This window comes from Stenotrophomonas sp. CFBP8994 (genome assembly GCF_034044835.1).
Lineage (GTDB): Bacteria > Pseudomonadota > Gammaproteobacteria > Xanthomonadales > Xanthomonadaceae > Stenotrophomonas > Stenotrophomonas rhizophila_A.
Window position 1 is genome coordinate 759921 of the sequence record NZ_JAXCWT010000002.1, and the last position, 26947, is coordinate 786867.

Below are 26947 nucleotides of genomic sequence, written 5' to 3' on the forward strand. Positions count from 1 at the left end.
GCTTTTTCGTTTCCGGTTACGCCTGGGTTACTGGCCGTTGACCGTGGTGCTGGGGGTCGCGGCCTGCTGGGTCAGCAGACGGTTGATGTCCTGCAGGTCGGCGATGTCCAGCGTGCCGACGGCCTGGCCCAGCTGCAGGCGGTTCTGCAGGAAGGTGTAACGGGCGTTGGCGTACTCGAGCTGGGCCGAGAACAGGATGCGCTGGTTCTGGATCACGTCCAGCACGGTGCGGGTACCCACTTCCAGGCCGACCTGCGACGCGTCGTACGCGCTCTGTGCCGAGACCACCGCCAGGCGGCGCGCTTCCACTTCGCTGATGCCGGCCACCAGGGTCTGGTAGGCGTTGCGGGTGTTGCGGTCCAGGGCGCGCTTCTGCTGCTCGTAGCCATCCTGGGCAATGTCACGCTGGGCCAGCGCCTGGCGCACGCCGGACTGGGTGGCGCCGCCGGAGAAGATCGGCACGCTCAGGGTCAGGCCGACGCTGTTGCTGCGCGCATCCGGGCTGAAGTTCGACCCGCTGCCGACCACGTCGCCCCAGCTGGCCTGGCGGCCGACGCTGGCGCCGAGCGAGAGGGTGGGGAGGTGGCCCGCACGCGCCGCCGACACGCTGGCTTCAGCCGCGCTCACCTGCAGCTCCTGCGCCTTCAGCGCCGGGTTCTGGGCGACCGCCTCGTTGACCAGCTGGTCAACGGTGGCGTACTTGGCCGGCAGTTCCGGGCGGAAGTCGGCCGGCAGTGCACGCAGGTCGGTAACCGGCTGGCCGGTCAGTTCGGTCAGCGCCTGGTAGGCGTCGGCCAGGGTGTTCTGCGCGATGATCGTGTTGGCGCGAGCCTGGTCGTACTGGGCGCGGGCTTCATGCACGTCGGTGATCGGGGCCAGGCCCACTTCCAACCGCTTGTCGGCGAAGTCGAACTGCTTCTTGGCCGCCGCTTCGTTGGTCTGCGCCGCCGACAGCGATTCAATGCCCACCAGCACGTTGAAGTACGCCGCCGAGCTGCGCACGATCAGGTCGTCGTTGGCCGAATCGAGGTTGAAGTCGGCCGCCTTGCTGAGCTCACGCTGCGCACGCAGGTTGGCGAACTGGGTGAAGTTGACCAGCGTCTGCGAACCACTGATACCGTAATTGCGGTTCTTGGTGGTGTAGGACGTCGAACTCACATCGTGGTTCGGGTTGGTGCGGTTGCGGGTGAGCGAGGCTTCGCCATTGATCTGCGGCAGCAGTGCGGCACGGGCCTGCACGGCGCCTTCCTTGTCGAACAGACGGGTCGATTCAGCCGCAGACAGCTGCGGATCGCCGTTGCGCGCCATTTCGTAGACCTGCAGCAGGTCGGCGGCAGAGGCGGTCATGGGCAGCAGGGCGGCGGCCAGCGCAATAGCGAGGGATCGGCGGATCATTGCGGCTTCCTTGGACTCAGAGATGGAACTGGGGTGCCGGCGCGGCACCGCGCAGGTAATCGATATCGGTTTCAAACAGCGAATCGCTGATGCTGCCATCGGTCTTGACCAGCACCGCTTCCATTGCCGGCGAATGGCCACGGATCACGAACAGGCGGCCACCGGTACGCAGCCACTGGGTGAAGCGGGCGGGGATGGTCTCCACCGCGCCGGTGACGCAGATGGCATCGAAGCGGCGCTCGGTATCCCAGGTCAACGCGTCGGCGGTTTCAATGCGGACATTGGTGCCCAGGCCGGTTGCATCCAGGCGCGCACGCGCCGCCACGGCCAGTTCCGGGTCGATTTCCAGGCTCAGCACTTCGCGCGCCAGGGCGCCCATGCAGGCGCTGAGGTAGCCGCTGCCGGTGCCGATTTCCAGCACTTCGTCGCCCGGCTGCAGGTTCAGCGCCTGCAGGGTGCGGCCTTCGATGACCGGCTTCATCATCTTCTGGCCGTTACCGAGCGGCAGCTCGACATCGGTATAGGCGAGGGTACGGTTCGCATCGGCGACGAACGCCTCGCGCGGCAAACGTGCCAGTACGTCGAGCACACGGATGTCCAGCACGTCCCAGGGACGGATCTGCTGTTCAACCATCAGTTCGCGGGCGTGGGCGTAATCGATCGTCATGAGGTTCTTAATCCAGCGCAGTGGGCCGGCCATTTTACCGGTGCCGGGAGCCGGCGGCGCGCTGAGAGCATCGCTGCCGTCGCGCCGGGGTCGCAGTGCCGGAAGTCACCGCGACCTCCGGTCCATTCATGTTGTCATCACCGCCCGGGGCGGGTGGCGTAAGCCCTCAGGAAGAAGGTCACGCTGGCCTCGACATGGGCGTCGGCGTCGCACTCGGCCGGGGCCGTTCGCAGCCCGCACATCATATGCGTATGCAGCTCACCTTTGATGAGGGTGAAGAACTGCAGGGCGGCGGTCTGGAAGTCGGTGATCTCCAGTTCGCCACGCTCGGTGCGGGCCCGCAGGAACTCGGCCAGGGCATCGCTGGTGCGCTGCGGGCCGGCCACCCAGAACATCTCGCGGATACGGTCGTCGGTATCGGGGGCCATCATCACCCGCTGCACGGCGACGGCCGCCGGCGAGGTGATCATGGTGAAGAAGGCCCGGCCGATGCCCAGCAGCTGCTCGCGCAGCGCGCCATCGGCGTCGGTGACGAACAGCGCGTCCGGCAGCATCTCGACGCAGGTTGACTTCACAGCTTCGGTGAAAAGCGTCTCTTTGTCGCCGAAATGGCTGTAAACGGTCAGCTTGGACACGCCGGCCTGGGCCGCGATGCTGTCCATGCTGACGCCGCCATACCCTTGGTCCACGAACAATGCCTTGGCCGCATCAAGGATGGCCGCGCGCTTGCCCAGATCCTTGGGGCGGCCGGGCCCGGCTGCCTTGGCGGCAGGCTTGGACGGCACGGCGGAAGTGGTCGGATCGGTCATGCAAACAATACTAGACCAATCGGTTCGATATTTATACTATACCGACTGGTTCACTATTAGCCGTCATGGAATAGAGTGTCGCTTCCAGGCGGTTTCCCCCGGTAATTCAAGGTCCAGGACCTCATGAACAACTTGCGATGGATGGGCGGTAGCCTGCTGGCGTTGATGCTGGCGGCGTGTGGCAAACAGGATGCCGAGCCGGCCGCACCGATCCCGGTGCTGGTGGTGCAGCCGGGCACGGTGAGCGGCCAGGAAGTGGCGGCCTACCCGGGCGAGGTGCATGCGCTGCAGGAAAGCCCGCTGTCGTTCCGGGTCGGGGGCAACCTGGTCAAGCGGCACGTCGATGCCGGCCAGCGCGTGCGCAAGGGCGAGCTGCTGGCCGAACTGGATGCCGCCGATTTCGCCTCGCAGGCAAGCGCCTCGCAGGCGCAGCTGGCCGCAGCCGAAGCCGACCTGGTGCGCGCCCGCGATGACCAGAAGCGCTACGCCACGCTGGCCGAACAGCAGCTGGTCAGCCAGTCCACCCTGGATGCACAGACCGCCGCGTTCAAGGCCGCGCAGGGGCAGGCCAATGCCGCCCGCGCCAACCTGGCGGTGGCCCGCAACCAGACCGGCTACGCGCAGCTGCGCGCGCCGGCCGATGGCGTGATCGCCAGCCGCCAGGCCGAAGCCGGGCAGGTGGTCGGCGCCGGGCAGACGGTGTTCACCCTGGCCGCCGATGGCGGCCGCGAGGTACTGATCGCCCTGCCGGAAAGCAACATCCGTGATTACCAGGTTGGCCAGGACGTGCAGGTGGAGCTGTGGAACAAGCCGGGCCAGATGCTGCCGGGCACGATCCGCGAGATCGCCCCGGCTGCCGATGCACAGGCGCGTACCTACGCCACCCGGGTCAGCCTGGCGCCGGAGGCGGCCGCTGAAGTGGAACTGGGCCAGAGCGCGCGCGTGTTCGCCGCCGCTGGCCGCACCGGCACATTGCAGCTGCCGCTGGGCGCGGTGCTGCGCGGCGCCGATGGCAAGGCCAGCGTGTGGGTGGTGAACCCGTCCAATGGCGCGATCAAGGCCACGCCGGTGACCGTGGGTGCCTATGGCCCCGACGCGGTGCCGGTGCTGTCCGGCGTGGCCGCACAGGATTGGGTGGTGGCCGCCGGCGGGCACCTGCTGCGCGAAGGCCAGGCGGTCACCCCGGTGGACCGGCAGAACCGCCCGGTGCTGAAGCCGGCCGCCGCGCCTGCTGCCACGGCCAAGGGGCACTGAGCTCGTGCGCCGGTTCAATCTTTCCGAATGGGCGCTGGGCAACCGCGCGCTGGTGCTGTTTGCCATGCTCGCCTTCGCCATCATCGGCGCCTGGTCGTACAAGCACCTGGGCCAGTCCGAGGATCCGCCGTTCACCTTCAAGGTGATGGTGGTGCGCACGATGTGGCCGGGCGCCACCGCCGAGCAGGTCTCGCGGCAGGTGACCGAGCCGATCGAAAAGGCGCTGCTCAATACCGGGCAGTACGAATTCATCCGCTCGTACTCGCGCCCGGGCGAATCGCAGGTGATCTTCGCGGCCAAGGACAGCCTGCGTTCCAAGGCGATCCCGGAACTGTGGTACCAGGTGCGCAAGCGCGTGGGCGACATCAAGCCGACCCTGCCGCGCGAAATCGTCGGCCCGTTCTTCAACGATGAGTTCGGCGATACCTTCGGCAACATCTACGCACTGACCGGTCAGGGCTTCGACTACGCGGTGATGCGCGACTATGCCGACCGCATCCAGCTGGAACTGCAGCGGGTGCCGGACGTGGGCAAGATCGAGCTGGAGGGCCTGCAGGACGAGAAGGTCTGGATCGAGCTGTCCAACACCAAGCTGGCCACGCTGGGCGTGTCGCTGCAGCAGGTGCAGCAGGCGCTGGCCGACCAGAATGCGATTGCCGCCACCAGCTTCTTTGAAACCCCTACCGACCGCGTGCAGCTGCGCGTCACCGGGCAGTTCCAGAGCGTGGACGACATCCGCCGCTTCCCGATCCAGGCCGGCGACCGCACCGTGCACCTGGGCGACATCGCCGAGGTCAAGCGCGGCTTTGCCGACCCGGCCTCGCCGAAGATGCGCTTCATGGGCGAAGACGCCATCGGCATCGCGGTGGCGATGAAGGACGGCGGCGACATCCTCAAGCTGGGCACCACCCTGGATGCCGAGTTCGAGCGCCTGCAGAAGACGCTGCCCGCCGGCATGCAGCTGCGCAAGGTCTCCGACCAGCCGCATGCAGTGGAAGAATCGGTGGGCGAGTTCGTGCAGGTGCTCACCGAAGCGGTGGTGATCGTGCTGCTGGTGAGCTTCTTCTCGCTGGGCCTGCGCACCGGCCTGGTGGTGGGCGTGACCATCCCGCTGGTGCTGGCGATGACGTTCTTCGTCATGCACTACTTCGACATCGGCCTGCACAAGATCTCGCTGGGCGCGCTGGTGCTGGCGCTGGGCCTGCTGGTGGACGATGCGATCATCGCGGTGGAGATGATGGCCACCAAGATGGAGCAGGGCTACGACCGCCTGCGCGCGGCCAGCTTTGCGTGGGAAAGCACCGCGTTCCCGATGTTGACCGGTACGCTGATCACCGCCGCCGGCTTCCTGCCGATTGCGACCGCGGCGTCCAGCACCGGTGAATACACCCGTTCGCTGTTCCAGGTGGTGACCATCGCGCTGGTGGTGTCGTGGATCGCGGCGGTGCTGTTCATTCCGTACCTGGGCGACAAGATGCTGCCGGACCTGTTCAATCCGCAGCCGCCCAAGCCGGGCAGCGTCGCCGCGCGCTGGCAGGCCCGCCGCGCGGCATGGGGCGACCGCTACCCCGCGTTGGCACGCTGGATCGTGCCCAAGCAGCACGCACACGACCACGACCCGTACCAGCGTCCGTTCTATACCCGCTTCCGGCGCTTCCTGGATACCTGCCTGCGCCATCGCTGGTGGGTGATCGGGGCCACCGCGGCGCTGTTCGTGTTCTCCCTGCTGATCTTCCGCTTCGTGCCGCAGCAGTTCTTCCCGGACTCGACCCGGCCGGAACTGATGGTGGACATCGAGCTGGCGGAAGGCGCCTCGCTGGAGGCGACCAAGGCGCAGGCGGCAAAGCTGGAAAAGCTGCTGCACGGCCGTGAGGGCATCAGCAACTACGTGGCCTACGTGGGGACCGGTTCGCCGCGTTTCTACCTGCCGCTGGACCAGCAGCTGCCCGCCACCAATTTCTCGCAGTTCGTGGTGCTGACCGAAGACGCCGACGCGCGCGAGGCCACCCGCGACTGGCTGATCAAGGACGTGATTCCCCAATTCACCGACGTACAGATGCGCGTGACCCGCCTGGAAAACGGACCGCCGGTGGGCTACCCGGTGCAGATGCGCATTTCCGGCGAGCACATCGACCAGGTGCAGGCGATCGCGCGGCAGGTGCAGGCCAAGGTGCGCGAGAACCCGCACGTGATCAATGTCAACCTGGACTGGAGCGAGCCGAGCAAGGTGGTGCGGCTGGTGATCGACCAGGATCGTGCGCGCGCGCTGGGCGTAAGCAGCGCGCAGGTGAGCCAGTTGCTGGGCACCTCGCTGTCGGGCATGAGCGTGAGCACGTACCGCGAAGGCAACCGCCTGATCGAGATGCTGCTGCGCGGGCCGGAGAACGAGCGGGTTCGGCTGGACATGCTGGGCAGCCTGGCCATTCCTACCGCCAGTGGCACCTCGGTGACGCTGTCGCAGGTGGCGCGGCTGGAGTATGTGTTCGAAGACGGCATCATCTGGCACCGCGACCGGCTTCCGACGGTGACCGTGCGCGCCGACGTCGGCGACGCCACGCAGCCGCTGGACGTGGTGCAGCAGATCCTGCCGACGCTGGATGGCATCCGTGCCGAGCTGCCGTCGGGGTACCTGCTGGAGACCGGCGGCACGGTGGAAGATTCGGCGCGCGGACAGGATTCGATCAAGGCCGGCATGCCGCTGTTCCTGATCGTGGTGGCCACGCTGCTGATGCTGCAGCTGCGCAGCTTCTCACGCGCCGCGATGGTGCTGGTGACCGCACCGCTGGGCATCATCGGGGCCACGTTGTTCCTGCTGCTGTTCCGCGCCCCGTTCGGATTCGTGGCGTTGCTCGGCACCATCGCGCTGGCCGGCATGATCATGCGCAATTCGGTGATCCTGATCGACCAGATCCAGCAGGACATCGATGCCGGGCATGACCGCTGGCACGCGATCATCGACGCCACGGTACGTCGTTTCCGCCCGATCGTGCTGACCGCGCTGGCGGCGGTGCTGGCGATGATCCCGCTGTCGCGCAGTGCGTTCTACGGCTCGATGGCGATTTCGATCATGGGCGGGCTGATCGTCGGCACCGTGCTGACCCTGGTGTTCCTGCCGGCCCTGTACGCGGCGTGGTTCCGGGTGAAGCCGGACGAGGCCCGGTAGGGCCTCGTCCGGCGCTGCCATGCCCAGGGGGCATGGCAGCCTTGTGTATCCCGAACGGGATGCACAAGGGGTAGAGCGGACTGTCAGTCCGCTGCCGTTCGCGCGGTGTGTGGGTCTGCGCCGAGAGCAGCGGACTGACAGTCCGCTCTACCAGTCCGCTGCCGTTCGCGCGGTGTGTGGGTCTGCGCCGAGAGCAGCGGACTGACAGTCCGCTCTACCTCTGCGCCGCCGCTTATCCCAGGCGCGCCAACACCGCGTCGGTGGCCTGCGTGGTGCTCACCGCCTGGCCCTTGGCGGCCAGGTCGGCGGTGAACACCCCATCGTCCAGCGCGGCATGTACGGCCGCTTCCACGGCGGCCGCTTCGGCTTCCAATCCCAGCGAATGGCGCAGCAGCATCGCAGCGCTGAAGATCGTGGCGTACGGGTTGGCGATGCCCTTGCCAGCGATATCCGGCGCAGACCCGTGGATCGGCTCGTAGATCCCGACCGCACCCGGCTCACCCAACGACGCCGACGGCAGCAGGCCCAGCGAACCGGCCAGCATCGAAGCTTCGTCGGTGAGGATGTCGCCGAACATGTTCTCGGTCACGATCACGTCGTACTCGCGCGGCTTGGCCAGCAGGTGCATGGCCATCGAATCCACCAGCTGGTGCTCCAGCGCGATCTCCGGGAATTCCTCGCGGCCGATCCGCGCCGCCACGTCACGCCACAGGCGCGAAGTTTCCAGCACGTTGGCCTTGTCCACCGAGGTGACCTTGCCACGGCGCTGCCGTGCCAACCGGAACGCGCTGCGCATCACCCGCTCGATTTCGCCCACGCTGTAGCTGCACAGGTCACTGGCGGTGTCGGCGGTGCGCGTCTTCTCGCCGAAGTAGATGCCGCCGGTGAGTTCGCGCACCACCACGAAGTCCACGCCCTCCAGCAGCTCGGCCTTGATCGGCGAGGCGCCCAGCGCGGCCGGGTGGGTCCGCACCGGGCGCAGGTTGGCATACAGCCCCAGCGCCTTGCGGATGGCCAGCAGGCCCTGTTCCGGGCGCACTTTCGCGTTCGGGTCGGACCACTTCGGGCCGCCCACCGCGCCCAGCAGGATCGCATCGGCCTGGCGGCAGGCCTCCAGCGTGTCCGCCGGCAGCGGCTCGCCGTGGCGGTCGATGGCGATGCCGCCGATATCGTGTTCGCTGAAATGGAAGGTGTGGGCAAAGCGTTCGGCCACCGCGCCCAGCACCGCAACCGCGGCCGCGGCGACTTCCGGACCGATGCCATCACCGGGCAATACGACAATCTCAGCGTGCATGTTCACTCTCGTAACGTTCAATGTCAGGGGTACGACCCAACAGATACCCCAACTGGTCCACGCCTTCCAGCAGACAGGTCTGGGAGAAGCCGTCCAGCGGGAAGGAATACACCCGTCCATCGGGCGTGCGCAGCTCGCGCGAGGCGATGTCCACGGTCAACGCGTCGTCGGGGCGCTGCATCAGCGTCTGCACGTCGGCTTCGTCGAGCACGATCGGCAGCAGGCCGTTCTTCAGCGCATTGCCGCGGAAGATATCGGCGATTTCGCTGCTGACGATCGCGCGCAGGCCCAGGTCGGCCAGTGCCCACGGCGCGTGCTCGCGCGAGGAGCCACAGCCGAAGTTGCGCCCGGCCAGCAGGATGCTGCGCCCGGCGTTGTGCGGCTGGTTGAAGGCGAAACCCGGGTTCGGGCTGCCGTCGGCCTGCCAGCGCCAGTCGTTGAATGCGTGCTTGCCCAGCCCGGCGCGTTCAGTGGTGGACAGGAACCGCGCCGGAATGATCTGGTCGGTGTCGATGTTGGTCTCGCGCAGCACCACGCTGGTCGAGGTCAGGGTGCGGAAACCGCTCATCAGGCCACCTCCTGGCTGGCGTACAGTTCACGCGGGTCGGCCACGTGGCCGTTCACCGCTGCCCAGGCGGCCGTCATCGGCGAGGCCAGCAGCGTGCGCGACCCCGGGCCCTGGCGGCCTTCGAAGTTGCGGTTGCTGGTGCTCACCGCCAGCTGACCCGGAGCGACCAGGTCGCCGTTCATGGCAATACACATCGAACAGCCCGGCTCGCGCCATTCGGCGCCGGCGGCGCGCACGATGGCATCGATGCCTTCGGCTTCGGCCTGGCGCTTGACGATCTCCGAACCCGGCACCACCAGCATGCGCACGCCATTGGCAACGCGCCGGCCCTGCAGCACCTGCGCCACTTCGCGCATGTCGCTCAGCCGGCCGTTGGTGCACGAGCCGACGAACACCACGTCCACCGGCGTACCGGCCAGGGTCTGCCCGGCGTGGAAGTGCATGTAATCCAGGCCCTTCTGGTCGGCCGCGTCGTTGGCGGCCGGGATCGGGGCGTCCACGGCGATCGCCGTGCCCGGATGCGTTCCCCAGGTCAGGGTCGGGCGAATGTCGGCCGCGTCGATGTGGACTTCCACGTCGAAGCGCGCGCCAGCATCGCTGCGCAGCTGCTTCCACTGCGCCACGGCGATGTCGAACTCCGCGCCCTTGGGGCCGCGCGGCGTATTGGCTACCCAGTCGAAGGTGACCTGGTCTGGCGCGACCATGCCGGCGCGCGCGCCGGCTTCAATGGACATGTTGCACAGGGTCATGCGCTGCTCCATGTCCATCGCGGTGATCGCGCTGCCCCGGAACTCCAGCACATGGCCGGTGCCGCCGTTGACCCCGATCACGCCGATGATGTGCAGCACCACGTCCTTGGCGCCCACGCCCGGCGCCAGTGTGCCATCGACGGTGATCGCCATGGTCCTGGCCTTGCGCTGCAGCAGGCACTGGGTGGCCAGCACGTGACCCACTTCGCTGGTGCCGATGCCGAACGCCAGCGCACCGAACGCGCCGTGGGTGGAGGTATGGCTGTCACCGCACACGATGGTCATGCCCGGCTGGGTGAAACCCTGCTCGGGTGCGATCACGTGCACGATGCCGCGGTTGGCCGACTGCAGGTCGAACAGCTCGATGCCGTGCTCGGCGCAGTTGCGCGCCAGCATCGCCACCTGGGCTTCCGAAGCGGCACTGGCGTACGGCAGCTTGCCGTCGGCACCGGCCGGCAGGGTCGGGGTGGAGTGATCCATGGTGGCCTTGGTCCGGTCCGGGCGGCGCGGCGACAGGCCGCGCTCGCGCAGTTCGGTGAAGGCCTGCGGCGAGGTCACTTCGTGGATCAGGTGCAGGTCGATGTACAGCACGGCGGGCGCGCTGTCCGATTCGGGCACGACCACGTGGGCGTCCCACAGTTTGTCGTACAGGGTGCGGGGAGCTGGGGTCATGGAATGGCCTTGCTGTGGTTCATGTGACGATAGGGCGGTTCGGGTCGGTCAGGAAGTGCGCAGCCGCGCCTCGAAGCGCAGCCGCACGTAATCGGCGGTCCATTGGCCGTGCGCGTTGCGCTGGGTCGGCGCCAGCAGCGCCACGGTGTCATCCAGCACGCGCTGGCGCTGGGCGGCATCCAACCCCACCAGGAAGGGCGAGGCGAAGGTGCGCAGCCAGCCCTGCATGCCGGTAGGCAACACGGTCGGGCGCGCCAGGCATTCGATATGGCGCACCTGGAAGCCGTGCGCGCGCAGGCGGTCGGCGTACGCGTCCGCGCTGGGGAAGTACCACGGGAACGCCGGCACCGCATGGCCGTTGCTGCACAGGGCGGCCTGCAGTGCGCTGGTGATGGTGGCCACGTTGCCCTGGCCGCCCATCTCGGCGACGAAGCGGCCACCGGGGCGCAGCGCACGGCGGACGCCGTCGATCACCCTGTCCGGTTCCCGCATCCAGTGCAGCGCCGCGTTGCTGAACACCGCATCGAAGCAGCGCTCGAAGGTCATCGCATGCGCGTCCATCAGCCGTGCATCGATCCCACGCGCACGCGCGCCACCGATCAGCTCCGGCGAACTGTCCACGCCGGTCACGTGCGCGCCGCTCAGTGCCAGATCGAAGCTCAGCACGCCATCGCCGCAACCCAGGTCAAGGATCCGCTCGCCGCGCCTTGGGTCGAGCAGGCGCGCCACCGCACCGCCGAGCAGCGGCACGAAGCCGGCGTCGATGGCGTAGTCGTGCGCGTTCCAGTGCTGGGAAGCATCGGCGGTGTAGGGGCTGTCGAAGGCACTCATGCGTGGGTTCCTCAGGCGGCGGCAGTGGCCGCGGGTTGTTCGGCGCTGGCTTGGCGCTGGCGCAGCAGGCGGTTGGCCACGTCCAGCCAGGCCAGCGCCGAGGCTTCGATGATGTCGCGGCTGGTGCCGGTGCCTTCGTACTCCACGCCGTCGTGGCGCACGCTCAGGTTGGCTTCGCCGCGCGCGTCGGCGCCGATGCCCACGCTGTGCACGTGGTAACTGTCCAGCATCAACTGCACGCCGGTGGCGGCCGACAGGGCGCCGAACAGCGCGTCCACCGGGCCATCGCCCTGCGCGGTTTCGGCCACGCGGTTGCCGTCCGGGTCGGACAGTTCAACCAGCGCGTTGGCGCGGCTGCCCACGTCGCTGATGGTCATCGAGGCCAGCCGGTACCCATTCTGGGTAGAGCTGCCCTGCATGAGTACCTGCAGGTCGGCGTCGGTGACCACGCGCTGCTGCTCGCACAGGGTCTTGAACTGCTCGAACACCAGCTTCAGCTCTTCTTCCTCCAGCCAGAAGCCCAGGGCACGCAGGCGCGCTTCAACCGCCGCGCGGCCACTGTGGCGGCCCAGCACCATCTGCGAATTCTCCCAGCCCACGTCTTCCGGGCGCATGATTTCGTAGGTGCCGCGGTGGCGCAGCATGCCGTGCTGGTGGATGCCCGATTCGTGCGCGAAGGCATTGGCGCCCACGATCGCCTTGTTGCGCTGGACCGGCATGCCGACCAGGCGCTGCAGCAGCTGCGAGGTGGACACGATGCGCGGGGTGTTGATGCGGGTGTCTTCCTCGTAGAAGGCGTTGCGTACCTTCAGCACCATGGCCAGCTCTTCCAGCGAGCAGTTGCCGGCGCGCTCGCCGATGCCGTTGATGGTGCACTCCACCTGGCGGGCGCCGCCTTCGATGGCCGCCAGCGAATTGGCCACGGCCAGGCCCAGGTCGTTGTGGCAGTGCGTGCTGAAGATGATGCGGTCGCTGTCGGGCACCCCGGCGATGACCCGCTGGAACATGCCGCGGATCTCTTCCGGGGTGGTGAAGCCCACGGTGTCGGGCAGGTTGATGGTGGTGGCGCCGGCAGCGACGGCCACGCGGGCCACTTCGATCAGGAAGTCTTCTTCGGTGCGGGTGGCATCCTCGGCCGAGAATTCCACATCGTCGATGTAGCTGCGCGCCAGGCTCACGTGCTTGTGCACCGATTCCAGTACCTGCTCGCGGCTCATGCGCAGCTTGTGCTCGCGGTGCAGCGGGCTGGTGGACAGGAACACGTGCAGGCGCGCATTGGCGGCTGCGTCCAGGGCCCTGGCCGAGGTTTCGATGTCGGCGGCCAGGCAGCGCGACAGCACCGCCAAGGTCGGCCGGCGCACTTCGCGGCCGATCATCGCCATCGCGTCGCGGTCGGACTGCGAGCTGGCCGGGAAGCCGGTTTCGATGACGTCCACGCCCAGCTCGTCGAGCGCGCGTGCCATCACCAGCTTCTGCTGCGGGCTCATGCTGCAGCCGGGCGATTGCTCGCCGTCACGCAGGGTGGTGTCGAAAATTCGAATTCGGGGGGAGTTGGGCGTATTCACCAGGAGGTCTCCTCGACGGCAAGGTCGGATGGCAAGGCAGGGGAAGGAAGGACGATGGAATTCGGGGGTGGCGCGAGCACGGTCGGTAGCGGTGGCCGTGTCCGCTCGCTGGCGCGGCGGCGCGGTTTGCGCGGCGGGCGCGGGCGGATGTCGGACAGCAGCTGGGCCAGCACCATGGCGTCGATGTTGCCGCCGGAGACCACCGCGCACTTGCGCTTGCCCGCCACGCGGCGGCCGGCGGCCAGCGCCAGCGCGCCGGCGCCTTCGGCGATGATGTGTTCTTCCAGCGCCAGCCGGACCAGGGTTTCGCGCAGTTCGGCTTCGCGCACGATCACTACGTCGTCCAGCAGCGCACTGCACAGGCGGCGGGTCAGGGTGCCAGGGATCTTCACTTTAACGCCGTCGGCCAGGGTGGCCACCGGTGCGATCTCGCGCGTGTCGCCGCGGATCGCGCGGGCCATCGAATCCACGCCCTCGACCTGCGCGCCGACGATGCGCACGCCCTGCGATTTCAGCGCCAGCGCGACGCCGGAGGCCAGCCCGCCACCGCCGATCGGCACGATCACCACGTCCGGCGCATGCGCGGCCAGTTCGATCCCCAGCGTGCCCTGGCCCGCGATCACGTCGGGATCGTCGAAGGCGGACAGGAAGCGGTAGCCGTGCTGGTCGGCCAGGGCGCGCGCGAAGGCGTACGCCTCGTCGTAACTGCTGCCGTGCTGGCGCACGGTGGCGCCCCAGTGGGCAACGCCCGCGATCTTGGTCGCCGGGGCGCCGTGCGGCATCACCGTGATGGCCGGGATATCCAGCCGGTAGGCCGACCACGCCACGCCCTGGGCATGGTTGCCGGCCGAGGCGCAGATGACCGGGCGGTCATCACCGCGTTCGCGCCCGGCCAGCAGCGCGTTCAATGCGCCACGCACCTTGTACGAGCCGGTGCGCTGCAGGTTTTCCAGTTTCAGCCAGGTGCCGAACCGCTCCGCATAATGCAGCGGCGTGGGTGGCAGGAACCGGCGCAGCCGCGCCTGCGCGGCCAGCACGTCGGCGACGCTTACGTCGCCTACTTCTGATTCCTGCGGGGCACGGCTAGCCGGCATGGCGGCTCCGCAGATCGCACGCGGGATGACGGACGCGGTCGTGCGTGGGCGACGGGCCTTGAAGAAGACCCCTCCGTACCGGCACCGGAACCACGGCGCGGGCGTTCATACGGTTACTCCAGTACCCGGCTCCAGCGCGCTGATCCGCACCGAAACGCAGTCATAGATCTTCTCGATCTGGCGGCACAGCGTCTCCGGCGGACGGGTGCTGTCCACCACCAGCTGCAGGTGCCAGCGACCATCGTCGGCCGCATTGGGCGCACCCACGATCGCGCGCGGCGCAAAGCCACGGCGTTCGGCCATGCCGATAACGCGCAGCAGCGCGCCTTCGGCGGGAACCAGCACCAGGTCAAGCCGGTATTGCATGGGGGAACTCCTGGGGCTGATGGGCGGGGTTGCTTTCCAGCATCGTGCTGTTGGCGTTGTTGGGCGGCACCAGCGGCCATACGTTGGCGCGCGCATCGATGGCCACATGCAGCAGCGCCGGGCCGGGTTCGGCCAGCAGCGCGGCCAGGCCGCCTTCGACGTCGTCGCGGTTCTCGATGCGGGTGGCCGGAATGCCGAACACCTTGGCCAGCGCGGCGAAGTCCGGGTTGTCGGACAGGTCGATCTCGCTGTAGCGCTCGGCGAAGAACAGCTCCTGCCACTGGCGGACCATGCCCAGCGAGCTGTTGTCCAGCAGCACGATCTTCACCGGCAGGCGGCAACGGGCGATGGTGGCCAGCTCCTGCACGTTCATCATGAAGCTGCCGTCGCCGGAGACCAGCACCACGGTGCGGTCGGGGCAGGCGAACTGCGCGCCCATCGCCGCCGGCAGGCCGAAGCCCATGGTCCCCAGCGCACCGCTGGTCAGGTGGTTGCGCGGGTGGTTGAACCGACAATGCTGCGCCACCCACATCTGGTGCTGGCCGACATCGCAGGCAATGATCGCGTCGGCCGGCGCCACTTCGCTCAGGCGCTTCAGCAGCGCCGGGGCATAGATGTGCGCGCCCGGCGCGTCGTAGCGCGCGGCGAAGCGCTCGCGGTGCCCGGCGCAGCGCTTGCGCCATGCCTCCTGCGATGCGGCGGCGCGCGGCAGGGCCGCCGTCAGTGCGCGCAGCGCGGTGCCGACATTGCCCGGCACCGCCACATCGGCGGTACGCAGCTTGGAAATCTCATACGCGTCGGCATCGATATGGATGACGCGGGCGAACGGGGCGAACTCGTTCAACTTGCCGGTAGCGCGGTCGTCGAAGCGTGCACCGACCACCACCAGCAGGTCGCTCTCCTGCACGGCCATGTTGGCTGCGCGGGTGCCGTGCATGCCCAGCATGCCCAGGTAATGCGGGTGCTGCGCCGGCAGCCCACCCAGACCGCGCAGGGTCAGCACGGTGGGAATGGCGGTGGCATCGACGAAGGCACGGAAGTCCTCCACCGCATCGCCCAGTGCGACACCGCCGCCGGCGTAGATCACCGGCTTTTCGGCGGCCTGGATCGCGGCGATGGCATCGGCCAGCGCGGCGTCGGCCGGGGCCACCGGCGGGTTGACCGTTTCCGGCACGTGCGCCGGCAGGTGGCTGGCGTCGGCGATCTGCACATCCTTGGGCAGGTCGATCAGCACCGGGCCGGGGCGGCCTTCGCGCGCAATGCGGAACGCCTCACGGACGATCCGCGGCAGGTCGTCGACCGAACGCACCAGCCAGCTGTGTTTGACGATCGGCAGGGTCAGCCCGAACACGTCCAGTTCCTGGAACGCGTCGGTGCCCAGCAGCGGGGTGGCGACCTGGCCGGTGATGCAGACCATCGGCACCGAATCCAGCATCGCATCGGCGATGCCGGTGACCAGGTTGGAAGCGCCCGGGCCGGAGGTGGCCACGCAGACGCCAACGCGGCCGCTGGCGCGGGCATAGCCGTTGGCCGCCAGGGCCGCGCCCTGTTCGTGGCGCACCAGGATGTGCTTCAGCCCTGAATCCACCAGGGCGTCGTAGAAGGGCATGATGGTGCCGCCCGGATAGCCGAACAGCGTATCGACGCCCTCGGCTTCCAGGGCCTGCGTCAACCAGCGTGCGCCGTTGCGGGGCGCGGTGCTGTGTGCGGAGGTGTTCATGCGGTGACCTTTGCGAAAGCGGTGGGGGAGCCGCGCGGTTACGCGGCTTGACTTTGCAACCAGACCATCTTGGCGCGCAGTTCCTTGCCTACCTTCTCGATCGGGTGTTCCAGGTCGGCCTGCTTGAACTTGTTGTAGTTCGGCAGGCCCGCTTCGTATTCGGCCACCCAGTTCTTGGTGAAGGTGCCGTCCTGGATGTCGGCCAGCACCGCCTTCATGCGCTCCTTGGTGCCGGCGTCGATCACCCGCGGGCCGCTCACGTAATCGCCGTACTGCGCGGTTTCAGAGATGAATTCCAGCATGCGGGTGATGCCGCCTTCGTAGAACAGGTCCACGATCAGCTTCAGTTCGTGCAGGACTTCGTAATAGGCAATTTCCGGCTGGTAGCCGGCTTCCACCAGCGTTTCGAACCCGGCCTGGACCAGTGCCGAGGCGCCGCCACACAACACGGCCTGTTCACCGAACAGGTCGGTTTCGGTTTCTTCCTTGAAGGTGGTCTGGATCAGGTTGGCGCGTGCGCCGCCCAGGCCAGCGGCATAGGCCAGGGCGTACTCGGCGGCCTTGCCGCTGCGGTCCTGGTAGACCGCCCAGATGCACGGCACGCCGCGGCCGATTTCGTATTCGCGGCGGACCAGCGCGCCCGGGCCCTTGGGCGCAACCAGCACCACGTCAAGGTCTTCGCGCGGGGCGATCATGTTGAAGTGCACGTTCAGGCCGTGGGCGAACAGCAGCACGGCGCCCTGTTTCATGTTCGGCGCCAGCACGTCTTCGTAGAGTTTCTTCTGCACCATGTCCGGGGTCAGCACGGCGACCAGGTCCGCATCCTTGACCGCCTCGGCCGGTGCCTTGACGGTGAAACCGTCGGCCTGTGCCTTGACCTCGGTCGGGCCGCCCGGACGCAGGCCGATGACCACGTCGAAACCGGATTCACGCAGGTTCAATGCGTGGGCGCGGCCCTGGCTGCCGTAGCCGACAACAGCGATCTTGATCTGGGGCAGGTCGTTGGTGCTCATGGGGGAGGTCCTTTGGAGGAAGAAATCGGAGGGTTCTGAAACGAAAAAACCCGCACCAGGGTGGGTGCGGGTTTTGATGGATACCTGGCAGTTCTACTTACACGCCGGTCCGTCCCGCACCTGTTGGTTGGGTAATAAGTACGAGGACAAGAAGCGAACGGATGGAGGCCGCGCCGGGACCGGCGTGCTCGATGGATTCGCGAATGGGCGTGTGGCGCTGCAACATGTGATCGAGAAAACCACAGCGGTTTTGCCGCTGTCAACCGTGTTTGGACAATTTCCAACGGTTTCGGCTGTATCCAGCGCAAAGCCCCGCCGCATAAGGATGGTTGCGCGTGAAATCGTTCCGGTGAACGTCAATTCAAGTTTTGAAGCCCGGTTTCTGCGCGGATCAGGCTGTCGTGGATGGCCCCGTGCATGACCATTGTCGGATGTGCGCGGCACGCCTCAACCGCCACCATCGAACGCTTTCCACCCCTCCAGGAAACTCCTCCGTGACCCGACCCCTTGTCCGTGCCGCCCTGGCTGCCGCGCTGCTGTGCGCCCTGCCGATGCTGTCTTCTGCCGCCGACCGGGTCACCGGGCATGGCTTTGCTACCCGCTCGGAAGTGATCGCCCCGCACGCGATGGCGGCCACCTCGCAGCCACTGGCCACGCAGATCGCGCTGGATGTGATGAAGGGCGGCGGCTCGGCGGTGGATGCGGCGATCGCGGCCAATGCCGCGCTGGGGCTGATGGAGCCCACCGGAAACGGGGTGGGCGGGGACCTGTTCGCGATCGTGTGGGATCCGAAAACGCAGAAGCTGTACGGCTACAACGGCTCGGGCCGTTCGCCGAAGTCGCTGACCCTGGCCGAGTTCCAGCGCCGGGGGTTGAAGGACATCCCGGCCACGGGCCCACTGCCGGTGTCGGTGCCGGGCGCGGTGGATGGCTGGTTCGCGCTGCATGACCGCTTCGGCCGCAAGCCGATGTCCGACAACCTGGCGCCGGCGATCCGCTACGCGCGCGAGGGCCACCCGGTGGCGGAGGTGATCGCCTACTACTGGGACCGGTCGGTGCCCAAGCTGTCGCAGTACCCAGGCTTCAAGGAGCAGTTCACGATCAACGGGCACGCGCCGCGCAAGGGTGAGCTGTGGAAGAACCCGAACCTGGCCAACACGCTGGAGCAGATCGCGCAGGGCGGCCGCGACGCGTTCTACAAGGGCGACATCGCGCGCACGATCGGCACCTACTTCAAGGCCAATGGCGGTTACCTGAGCTACGACGACATGGCCAGCCACCACGGCGAGTGGGTGGAGCCGGTGAGCAGCAACTACCGGGGGTATGACGTGTGGGAGCTGCCGCCGAACAGCCAGGGTATCGCGGCGCTGCAGATCCTGAACGTGCTGGAGGGGTACGACTTCTCGAAGATTCCGTTCGGCTCGCCGGAGCATGTGCACCTGTTCGTGGAAGCCAAGAAGCTGGCCTTCGCGGACCGTGCGCGCTTCTACACCGATCCGGCGTTCCAGCCGGCGCCGGTGGCCAAGCTGGTGTCGAAGGAATACGCGGCCGAGCGGCGCAAGCTGATTTCAATGGACAAGGCACTGCGCGAGGTGCAGCCGGGCACGCCGAAGCAGCTGGAAGAGGGCGACACGATCTACATGACGGTGGCCGATGCGGACGGGATGATGGTGTCACTGATCCAGTCCAACTACCGCGGCATGGGCAGCGGCATGGCGCCGCCGGGGCTGGGTTTCATCCTGCAGGATCGCGGCGAGATGTTCGTGCTGCGCAAGGACCACCCCAATGGCTATGCGCCGGGCAAGCGTCCGTTCCAGACCATCATTCCGGGCTTCGTGACCAAGGACGGCAAGCCGTGGATGAGCTTTGGCGTGATGGGCGGTGCGATGCAGCCGCAGGGGCACGCGCAGATCGTGATGAACCTGGTGGACTTCGGCATGAACCTGCAGGAAGCCGGCGATGCGCCGCGCATCCAGCATGAAGGCTCGACCGAACCGACCGGGCAGGCCACGGCGATGAGCGACGGTGGCGAGGTGAATCTCGAAACCGGCTATCCGTATGAAACGGTGCGCGCGTTGATGCGCAAGGGGCACCGCGTGACGTTCGCTGACGGTCCGTACGGTGGGTACCAGGCGATCATGCGCGACCCGGAAACCGGGGTGTATTACGGTGCTTCGGAAAGTCGCAAGGATGGGCAAGCAGCCGGATACTGAGCAGTCCGGTGTAGCCACGCCTTGCGTGGCTGCTTCATGCATCTTTGCGAACAGCCTTTGGTTCTCGCATGCCCTGAGCTGGGCCGGCGGGGGCGGGGTTGCGGGACACGCCGTGAATCCATCCCTGGAGGCTTGTAGAAAACATCCATGTTTTCTACAGTCCCGCAACCCCGCCCCCGCCGACCCTCGACGGTGTGTCGGTGGCCACGGGAAGATCAACGGCAGTGCCGATCATTTCCATGCGTTACCGGACGGTGGTGTATTCCGTGCGTTCGTTCGGGAACCGAACCTACCAGCGCACCGCGTAGGGACACGCCATGCGTGTCTGATTTTCGTATCCGCAGGCGACCATCTGTCGGGGGCGGCCGGCGGGTAGCCACCGGAGGGACTGTCAAAAACATGGATGTTTTTGCCAAGCCCCCAAGGGTGAAGGCGCACTGCTTGCGAGGCACTGCCTCGCGTGCGACTGAACGCCCAGCCGCTGGCGGCTGGGCCGGGGCCCGGAGGGCGGTTTACGGCGTGTCCCGGAGCGTGGCTACCCGACGGTCGCCCCCTGCCAGTAAGAACTGAAACGCTGCTCTTACGCGCTAAGTATCCGCCCGCAACGCCTCATCACGCGTCTCTTCCTGCGCGGCGATCTCGCGCTCGATCCAGGCATCCATCATCCGCCGCGCGCGCAATGCGCGTCGACGCTGTAGCGCGTACTCCATGTCGAGCACGCGGTACAGCGACCACATGACGGCCAGCATCAGCAGTGCGAAGGGCAGGGCGGCGATGGTGATCATGCCCTGCAGCGCGTCCAGGCCGCCGGCCAGCAACAGCACGGCGGCGATCAGGGCAATCGCCACGCCCCAGGTGATCTTCCGCGACAATGGCGGGTCGCCGGCTTCGTCGGTGGACATGCTGGCCAGTACCAGCACCGCCGAGTCTGCCGAAGTGACGAAGAAGATCATCAGCAGCACCAGTGCGATCACCGAGAGCACGGTGGGCAGCGGCAGGCTGTCGAACATGGTGAACAGCACGGTTTCGTAGCCGGTGCCCAGTGCCTGCACCAGGTCCACATGGCCGAAGATCTGCGACCACAGCGCGGTGCCGCCGAACACCGAGAACCACAGGAAGCCGAGCACGCTGGGTGCGATCACCACGCCGAGCACGAACTCGCGGATGCTGCGCCCGCGCGAGACGCGGGCGATGAACGAGCCCACGAAAGGTGCCCAGGCAATCCACCACGCCCAGTAGAAGATCGTCCAGTCGGCCACCCAGGTGCTGCCCGAGAATGGCGACATGCGCAGGCTCATGGTCACCAGCTGGTTGAGGTAGGCGCCAATGGTGGTGGTGAAGGTATCGAAGATGAAGGCAGTGGGGCCGAGCACCAGCACCAGCGCCAGCAGCACGGCAGCCAGGCCGAGGTTGAAGTTGGAGAGCCACTTGATGCCACGGTGCACGCCGCTGGCGGTAGAGGCCATGTACAGCACGAAGGCGACGGCGATGATGGTCAGCTGCAGCGGCGCGCCGGCGTGCAGGCCGAACACGCGGTCCAGCCCGGCGGCGATCTGGATGGTGCCAAAGCCCAGCGTGGTGGCCACGCCGATCGCGGTGGCCACCACCGCGGCAACATTCACCACGGTGCCGATCCACCCCCGGTGGTGCGCGCCGATCAGCGGTTGCAGCAGGTCGCTGATCAATCCGCGGCCGTTGCGGTTGAACTGGAACCAGGCCATCGCCAGCCCGATCAGTGCGTAGATCGCCCACGGGTGCAGGCCCCAGTGGAAGAACGCATAGCGCATCGAGGCGCGTGCCGCTTCCATGCTCTGCGGGGGCAGGCCTTCGGGTGGGGTGACGAAGTGCGAGACCGGTTCGGCCGCGCCCCAGAACACCAGGCCGATGCCCATGCCCGCGGCGAACAGCATCGACATCCAGCTGGCGTTGGAGAAATCCGGTTCGGCATCTTCACCGCCGATCCGCAGCGAGCCCAGCCGCCCGAATGCGAGATAGAGCAGGAACGAGAGCGTGATGAACACCACCAGCAGGTACAGCCAGCCGGCACTGCGGACGATGTGCACCAGCCCGCCGCGCACGATTTCGTTGAACGGGTCGGGTGCCACCCCAGCGGCCAGCACCAGCAGTACCACCAGGGCGATGGAGAGTCGAAATACCATGCGCGGCAGTCTAGCCAAGGCGGCATGACATGGCTGTTCACACTTCCGGTGCAGGTGTGGTCTAATCCGCCCCGAAGCGGGGGTACCGCGGCCATGTGGCCTCGGTTGAGACAGTCCCTTCGAACCTGATCCGGTTGATACCGGCGTAGGGAAGCTTCGCAACAGCCGATGCACCGCGCCGCCCAGCCCCCCGCCGGGGATCCGCGCGCCGTGCGCCGGCCGTGCGCCGCCGCTTCGTCCCTCGCCGTGCGAACCCTCGCACCGACAACCCAGGACGATGCCCGATGAACGCACACCCTTCCGCCCTGCAGCAACAGGCCCAGCAGCTGTCCGAGTCGGTCACCCGACCCATTCCCGGCTCACGCAAGATCCACGTGCCCGGCTCGCGCTGCGACCTGCAGGTGCCGATGCGCGAGATTGCACTGAGTGGCGGCAACGCCCCGCTGACCGTGTACGACACCTCCGGCCCGTACACCGACCCCGAGGCCCGCATCGACCTGTCCACCGGCTTGCCGACCCTGCGTGCCGGCTGGGTCGCCGAGCGTGGCGACACCGAACTGCTGGCCCGGCCCAGCTCGGCGTTCGGGCGTTCGCGCGAAATCGATGCGCGGCTGGACGCGGTGCGCTTCCCGTCACGGCTGCAACCGCGACGCGCGGTGGCCGGCGCCAACGTCACCCAGATGCATTATGCCCGGCGCGGCATCATCACTCCGGAAATGGAGTTCGTGGCGATCCGCGAGAACCAGCGCCTCGAGGCCATCCGCGACGAGGCGCTGCTGATGCAGCACCCCGGCCAGTCGTTTGGTGCCTCCATCCCCGCCTCGATCACGCCGGAGTTCGTGCGCGAGGAAATCGCGCGCGGGCGCGCAGTGCTGCCCAACAACATCAACCACCCCGAGAGCGAGCCGATGATCATCGGCCGCAACTTCCTGACCAAGATCAACGCCAACATCGGCAACAGCGCGGTGTCCTCGGGCATTGCCGAGGAAGTGGAGAAACTGGTGTGGGCGATCCGCTGGGGCGGTGACACCGTGATGGACCTGTCCACCGGCAAGCACATCCATGAAACCCGCGAATGGATCCTGCGCAACTCGCCGGTGGCGATCGGCACCGTGCCGATCTACCAGGCGCTGGAAAAGGTCGATGGCCGTGCCGAAGACCTGAGCTGGGAAATCTTCCGCGATACGCTCATCGAGCAGGCCGAGCAGGGCGTGGACTATTTCACCATCCATGCCGGCGTGCTGCTGCGCCATGTGCCGCTCACCGCGCGGCGGGTGACCGGCATCGTCTCGCGCGGCGGCTCGATCATGGCCAAGTGGTGCCTGGCCCATCAGCGCGAGAACTTCCTGTACACGCATTTCGAGGACATCTGCGAGATCATGAAGGCCTACGACGTGACTTTCTCGCTGGGGGATGGCCTGCGCCCCGGCTGCATCGCCGACGCCAACGATGCCGCGCAGTTCGGCGAACTGGAAGCGTTGGGCGAGCTGAGCAGGATTGCCTGGAAGCACGATGTGCAGACCATGATCGAAGGCCCCGGCCATGTGCCGATGCAGCTGATCAAGGAGAACATGGACAAGCAGCTGCGTGAGTGCGGCGAGGCGCCGTTCTACACGCTGGGGCCGCTCACCACCGACATCGCGCCGGGCTACGACCACATCACCAGCGCAATCGGCGCGGCGATGATCGGCTGGTACGGCACCGCCATGCTCTGTTACGTCACCCCCAAGGAGCACCTGGGCCTGCCCAACCGCCAGGACGTGCGCGACGGCATCATGGCTTACCGCATCGCGGCCCACGCCGCCGACCTGGCCAAGGGCCACCCGGGTGCGCAGGTGCGCGACAACGCGCTGAGCAGGGCGCGCTTCGAGTTCCGCTGGGAAGACCAGTTCCACCTGGGCCTGGATCCGGAGAAGGCGCGCGGGTTCCATGACGAAACGTTGCCCAAGGACGCCCACAAGGAGGCCCATTTCTGCTCGATGTGCGGCCCGCACTTCTGTTCGATGAAGATCACCCAGGACGTGCGCGACTACGCGGCCGGGGCGGCCGTCATGCCGCCTGGGCGCGACAGCCGTTAAGCTTCGACCATCGACACAGGGGCAGGGACACCACGATGGCCATAGCGCGCACCACCCGATGGCTGGCCATCGCCCGTCGGCACCCTTCGGCCTGGTTGCTGGGGGTGCAGCTGCTGGGCGTATTGCTGTACCCGGCCATGGACGAGTCCGGGGCCGGCCGCGCGCTGTTCGGCGCGTTCGGCATCGCAGTGCTTGGCCTGGCGTTGTGGGTGGTGCGGCGCAGCCCGCTGGGCATGTGGGTGGCGTTGCTGTTGGCCATTCCCTCCGTGGTGTTCTCCCTGTCCGGGGCACTGCTGGGGCGGCCGGCGCTGGTCACCACCGCGCAGCTGCTGGAATGCCTGCTGTATTTCTATACGGCCGGCAGCCTGATCGCCTACATGCTGCAGGACCACAAGGTGACCCGTGACGAGCTGTTCGCCGCGGGCGCGACCTTCACGCTGCTGGCCTGGGCGTTCGCCTTCGCGTTCGCCGTCTGCCAGCAGTGGTTCCCGGGCAGCTTCGTGGCCACCAGCGAGAGCGAACTGCGCACCTGGATGGAGCTGCTTTATCTCAGCTTCAGTTTGTTGTCCGGGGTGGGCCTGAGCGACGTGGTGCCGGTGCATCCACAAGCACGCGCACTGGTGATGCTGGAACAGTTCGCAGGCGTGATGTACGTAGCGTTGGTGGTGTCGCGACTGGTCGGATTGACCATGATCCGCAACGCCCGAAACTGAATCGTCGATAAAAAGTTACTGAATCAACGTTAAAAATTTGCTGAATCGCAGATAAAAAATTCGCGCCAAGTGGCGCGAATGTTGAAGCAGTTTATGTGGATTCGTCGGCGAGAGAGGCCTGATGTCCTCTGCGCGCACAGGCGCAGTTAACCGGCATAGGCTAGTATTCGCGCGCTTCAGTGACTTTGCCCTTTGCACTGATGGCGTGTGCGGAATCTGGCGGTTCGTTCGATCTGTGGTTGATTCGATGAATGCTGCGTTCCTGTTGTTCAGTTGTATTACGTAGCGCCGGAATGATCAGCCTGGATAGTGAGACACCCGCTGCCGACCGCCTGAGGATCGGCGATTGCACCATCACGCTGTCGTCGCGTGAGGTGGTGGTGGAGGGCGCGCGTCGTCCGCGCCGGCTCACGCCCAAGGCGCTGGGTGTGCTCAAGGTGCTCATGCGCGTGCCCGGTGCGGTGGTGACCCGCGAGGAACTGTTCGCCGAGGTCTGGCCGGACACGCTGCCCACCAACGATGTGCTGACCCAGGCCATCACCCAGCTGCGCAAGGCGTTCTCGCGCGACGACGACGGCGGCACAGCCTATATCGAAACCATCGCCAAGACCGGCTACCGCCTGCTGCAGCCGGTGTCGGTGCTGGTGGAGCCCGACCCGGGCGTCGATGCCGCGCCCAACGAAGACGAACGCGATGCGCTGGCCGCCGTGTTCGCCGCGGCAACCCCTGCGCCGCGCCCACGCAGCCGCTGGCGGCGCAACCGGCGCTATGTGTTCCTTGCCATCGGCCTGGGCATGTTCATCGCCCTGCTGGTGATGGCCGCACTGCTGCTGCAGCGCCCGCCGCGCGGGCCTGAAGGCAGTGGCGTGCTGGAAGACGGCAGCCGCGTGGTCGGCAGCCCGCAGCGCCCGTATCGTTTGATTACCGCCACGGCCGGCTTCGAGACCTACCCGACCGTGTCGCCGGATGGATCGCAGGTGGCTTACGAGGCCGACGATGCAACTGGCGGCGGCAGTGCGATCAAGGTGCAGACCTCCGGCAACGCGCCCGCGCGCCTGCTGACCGATACGCCTGCGGGCCATTCAGACCGCTTCCCGAACTGGTCGCCGAACGGCCGCGATATCGCGTTTGCGCGGTTCGGGCCAGAGGGCAGCTGCGAAGTGCTGATCGCCAGTGCGACCGGGGGTGCGATCCGCCACGTCACGCGCTGCGACGGCACCGAGTTGCTCAGCTTCGACTGGACGCCCAACGGGCGTGGCCTGGTGTTCGGCTCGCTGTCCGGCCGCCATGCCTATCGCGGCATCCGCGTGCTGGACATCGCCAGCGGTGCATGGACCCCGGTGGACTACCAGGTTGCCGACGACAGCTTCGACTACGCCCCGCGTTTCTCGCCGGACGGCCGCTGGATCGTGTTCGTGCGCAACCCGCAGATCGGCGACCTCTGGCGCCTCCCGGCCAGCGGCGGCGTGCCCGAGCAGCTGACCAACGATTCGGCCGAAATCCGTGGCTGGGCCTGGCGGGGCGACAGCCGGCACATCGTGTTCGGGCGCCGCGTGGACAGCGAAGCACGCCTGTACGAACTGGATACTGAAACGCGCACGCTGCGCGATGTGGGCCTGGACGACGCGCAGTCGCCGGCGTTGTCGCGCAGCAATAACATGCTGGCCTTCGTGCACCGCAAGGCGCAGTTCGGCCTGTTCCGCGTGCCGGTGAAGGACGGCCGTCCCGGCACGCCCGAACGCCTGTTCCCCTCCAATGGCCGCGATGGCCAGCCGATGCTGGCGCCCGATGGCCGGCAACTAGTGTTCACCTCCGATCGTTCCGGCAATTACGGCCTGTGGTGGGCGGACCTGTCGCGCCCCGACTCGCTGCGGCCGGTGGAAGGCCTGCGTCCTGAAACCCGGCAATCCGCCGACTGGTCGCCCGACAGCACCCATCTGCTGGTATCGGGCCGTGATGCCCAGGCGCGGCCGGTGATCTACGAGGTGTCGCCGCGCGACGAACAGATCGTGGCGCTGCCGGTGCCGGTGGCGCAGCCCCTGCAGGCCCTGTACGCCGGTGACAACGACCACGTGCTGGTCGTGGAACGCGATCACGACGAGCGCATGCGCCTGTCGCTGTTCGATCGGCGCACCACGCCGTGGAAACTGCTGGGCCACGTCGATGGGGTGTCCCAGGCGCGGCTGGATGCGGCCCACCAGCGCGTGCTGTTCACCCGGCTGGCCGCGGGCGGGCTGTGGTCGGCCGATCTGCGCCTGGATCCGGCCAGCATCCAGCAGGTCAGCGAGGACCGGCCGTCGCGTTGGCGCTACCGCACCTGGGCGGTGGCCCGCGATGGCAGCCTGGATTACCTGTCCAGCCGGGCCGACTGCTCCACCGTGTTCGCACGGATCAACAGCCCGTCGCAGGGGGCGGAGTACTGCCTGGACGCCGATCGGCTCAGCGCCGGCAACGGCTTCAGCGCGCAGCCCGATGGCAGCGCCCTGTACCTGGCCCTGGCGGTCGCCGACGGCGCCGACATCGGGGTGATGACGCTGCCCGAACCGCCCCGCCCGGTGTTCTCGTCGGTGCCCAACCTGTTGTTCTGGAAAGGAAAGTAGTCGTCGTACTTCTTTCGTAAGGGC

Annotated in this window: 20 protein-coding genes and 1 riboswitch; of the genes, 7 read left to right on the forward strand and 13 right to left on the reverse strand. The window is 67.3% G+C overall.

From position 1 onward, the window contains the following. Nucleotides 1-27 precede the first annotated feature (27 nt). From SOM39_RS08125 to SOM39_RS08135, 3 genes are all read right to left on the reverse strand, one after another. Nucleotides 28-1395, reverse strand: coding sequence for a TolC family outer membrane protein (locus SOM39_RS08125; protein ID WP_320458017.1), 1368 nt, complete (start codon nucleotides 1393-1395; stop codon nucleotides 28-30). A gap of 16 nt (nucleotides 1396-1411) precedes the next feature. Further along, entirely contained in the window at nucleotides 1412-2062 is a 651-nt protein-coding gene (locus tag SOM39_RS08130; RefSeq protein ID WP_093533828.1) for a protein-L-isoaspartate O-methyltransferase family protein, read from the reverse strand. 137 nt (nucleotides 2063-2199) lie between these two features. Further along, nucleotides 2200-2871 (reverse strand): TetR/AcrR family transcriptional regulator, encoded by a 672-nt coding sequence (locus tag SOM39_RS08135; RefSeq protein WP_068853945.1) that lies wholly within the window; start codon nucleotides 2869-2871, stop codon nucleotides 2200-2202. A gap of 123 nt (nucleotides 2872-2994) precedes the next feature. Between SOM39_RS08135 and SOM39_RS08140 the strand changes: the two genes are divergently transcribed. Next, nucleotides 2995-4125 (forward strand): efflux RND transporter periplasmic adaptor subunit, encoded by a 1131-nt coding sequence (locus SOM39_RS08140; RefSeq protein ID WP_320458018.1) that lies wholly within the window; start codon nucleotides 2995-2997, stop codon nucleotides 4123-4125. A 4-nt stretch (nucleotides 4126-4129) separates the two neighbouring features. Further along, a complete protein-coding gene (locus SOM39_RS08145) occupies nucleotides 4130-7288 on the forward strand; it encodes an efflux RND transporter permease subunit (RefSeq protein ID WP_320458019.1) in 3159 nt (1052 codons plus the stop codon). A 232-nt stretch (nucleotides 7289-7520) separates the two neighbouring features. On the opposite strand, the gene leuB is transcribed toward SOM39_RS08145, so the two are convergent. The 9 genes from leuB to ilvC form a co-directional block, all read right to left on the reverse strand. Beyond that, nucleotides 7521-8582 (reverse strand): 3-isopropylmalate dehydrogenase, encoded by a 1062-nt coding sequence (gene leuB, locus SOM39_RS08150; RefSeq protein WP_320458020.1) that lies wholly within the window; start codon nucleotides 8580-8582, stop codon nucleotides 7521-7523. Next, nucleotides 8572-9150: a 3-isopropylmalate dehydratase small subunit gene (leuD, locus tag SOM39_RS08155; protein WP_320458021.1), complete on the reverse strand. Its 579-nt coding sequence runs from the start codon at nucleotides 9148-9150 to the stop codon at nucleotides 8572-8574. Before leuD ends, leuB begins: the two co-directional genes overlap by 11 nt. Then, the gene (leuC, locus tag SOM39_RS08160) at nucleotides 9150-10571 is read right to left on the reverse strand and encodes a 3-isopropylmalate dehydratase large subunit (RefSeq protein WP_217538629.1); all 1422 of its coding nucleotides are present in this window, start codon (nucleotides 10569-10571) and stop codon (nucleotides 9150-9152) included. The genes leuD and leuC overlap by 1 nt, the downstream gene beginning before the upstream one ends. A 48-nt stretch (nucleotides 10572-10619) precedes the next feature. Then, the gene (locus SOM39_RS08165) at nucleotides 10620-11402 is read right to left on the reverse strand and encodes a methyltransferase domain-containing protein (RefSeq protein WP_320458022.1); all 783 of its coding nucleotides are present in this window, start codon (nucleotides 11400-11402) and stop codon (nucleotides 10620-10622) included. 11 nt (nucleotides 11403-11413) lie between these two features. Beyond that, nucleotides 11414-12967 (reverse strand): 2-isopropylmalate synthase, encoded by a 1554-nt coding sequence (locus tag SOM39_RS08170; protein WP_179197343.1) that lies wholly within the window; start codon nucleotides 12965-12967, stop codon nucleotides 11414-11416. Beyond that, on the reverse strand, nucleotides 12964-14061 hold the full coding sequence (locus tag SOM39_RS08175) for a threonine dehydratase (protein WP_093533609.1): 1098 nt from the start codon (nucleotides 14059-14061) through the stop codon (nucleotides 12964-12966). Before SOM39_RS08175 ends, SOM39_RS08170 begins: the two co-directional genes overlap by 4 nt. Before the next feature lie 105 nt (nucleotides 14062-14166). Further along, complete coding sequence (locus tag SOM39_RS08180) at nucleotides 14167-14427, reverse strand: ACT domain-containing protein (RefSeq protein ID WP_068853936.1); 261 nt, start codon at nucleotides 14425-14427, stop codon at nucleotides 14167-14169. Further along, nucleotides 14411-16147 carry an acetolactate synthase 2 catalytic subunit gene (ilvG, locus tag SOM39_RS08185; protein ID WP_184125506.1) on the reverse strand — a complete coding sequence of 579 codons (1737 nt, stop codon included), beginning with the start codon at nucleotides 16145-16147 and terminating at the stop codon, nucleotides 14411-14413. The genes SOM39_RS08180 and ilvG overlap by 17 nt, the downstream gene beginning before the upstream one ends. Nucleotides 16148-16185: 38 nt before the next feature. Next, nucleotides 16186-17160 (reverse strand): ketol-acid reductoisomerase, encoded by a 975-nt coding sequence (ilvC, locus tag SOM39_RS08190; protein ID WP_320458023.1) that lies wholly within the window; start codon nucleotides 17158-17160, stop codon nucleotides 16186-16188. Nucleotides 17161-17236: 76 nt separating this feature from the next. Here ilvC and SOM39_RS08195 point away from each other — a divergent pair, with 76 nt between their 5' ends. Beyond that, complete coding sequence (locus SOM39_RS08195) at nucleotides 17237-17581, forward strand: hypothetical protein (RefSeq protein WP_143584396.1); 345 nt, start codon at nucleotides 17237-17239, stop codon at nucleotides 17579-17581. Nucleotides 17582-17654: 73 nt separating this feature from the next. Continuing rightward, nucleotides 17655-19373 (forward strand): gamma-glutamyltransferase, encoded by a 1719-nt coding sequence (ggt, locus tag SOM39_RS08200; RefSeq protein ID WP_320458024.1) that lies wholly within the window; start codon nucleotides 17655-17657, stop codon nucleotides 19371-19373. 587 nt (nucleotides 19374-19960) lie between these two features. On the opposite strand, the gene SOM39_RS08205 is transcribed toward ggt, so the two are convergent. Continuing rightward, nucleotides 19961-21532: a BCCT family transporter gene (locus tag SOM39_RS08205; RefSeq protein WP_320458025.1), complete on the reverse strand. Its 1572-nt coding sequence runs from the start codon at nucleotides 21530-21532 to the stop codon at nucleotides 19961-19963. Between the two features lie 68 nt (nucleotides 21533-21600). Next, a riboswitch (TPP riboswitch) is annotated at nucleotides 21601-21702 on the forward strand. Between the two features lie 114 nt (nucleotides 21703-21816). On the opposite strand from SOM39_RS08205, the gene thiC reads away from it, so the two are divergent. The 3 genes from thiC (at nucleotide 21817) to SOM39_RS08220 (ending at nucleotide 26923) form a co-directional block, all read left to right on the forward strand. Next, nucleotides 21817-23610 (forward strand): phosphomethylpyrimidine synthase ThiC, encoded by a 1794-nt coding sequence (gene thiC, locus SOM39_RS08210; RefSeq protein ID WP_320458026.1) that lies wholly within the window; start codon nucleotides 21817-21819, stop codon nucleotides 23608-23610. Nucleotides 23611-23645: 35 nt separating this feature from the next. Further along, entirely contained in the window at nucleotides 23646-24323 is a 678-nt protein-coding gene (locus SOM39_RS08215; RefSeq protein WP_068853930.1) for an ion channel, read from the forward strand. A gap of 293 nt (nucleotides 24324-24616) precedes the next feature. Then, the gene (locus tag SOM39_RS08220) at nucleotides 24617-26923 is read left to right on the forward strand and encodes a winged helix-turn-helix domain-containing protein (RefSeq protein WP_320458027.1); all 2307 of its coding nucleotides are present in this window, start codon (nucleotides 24617-24619) and stop codon (nucleotides 26921-26923) included. Nucleotides 26924-26947 lie beyond the last annotated feature (24 nt).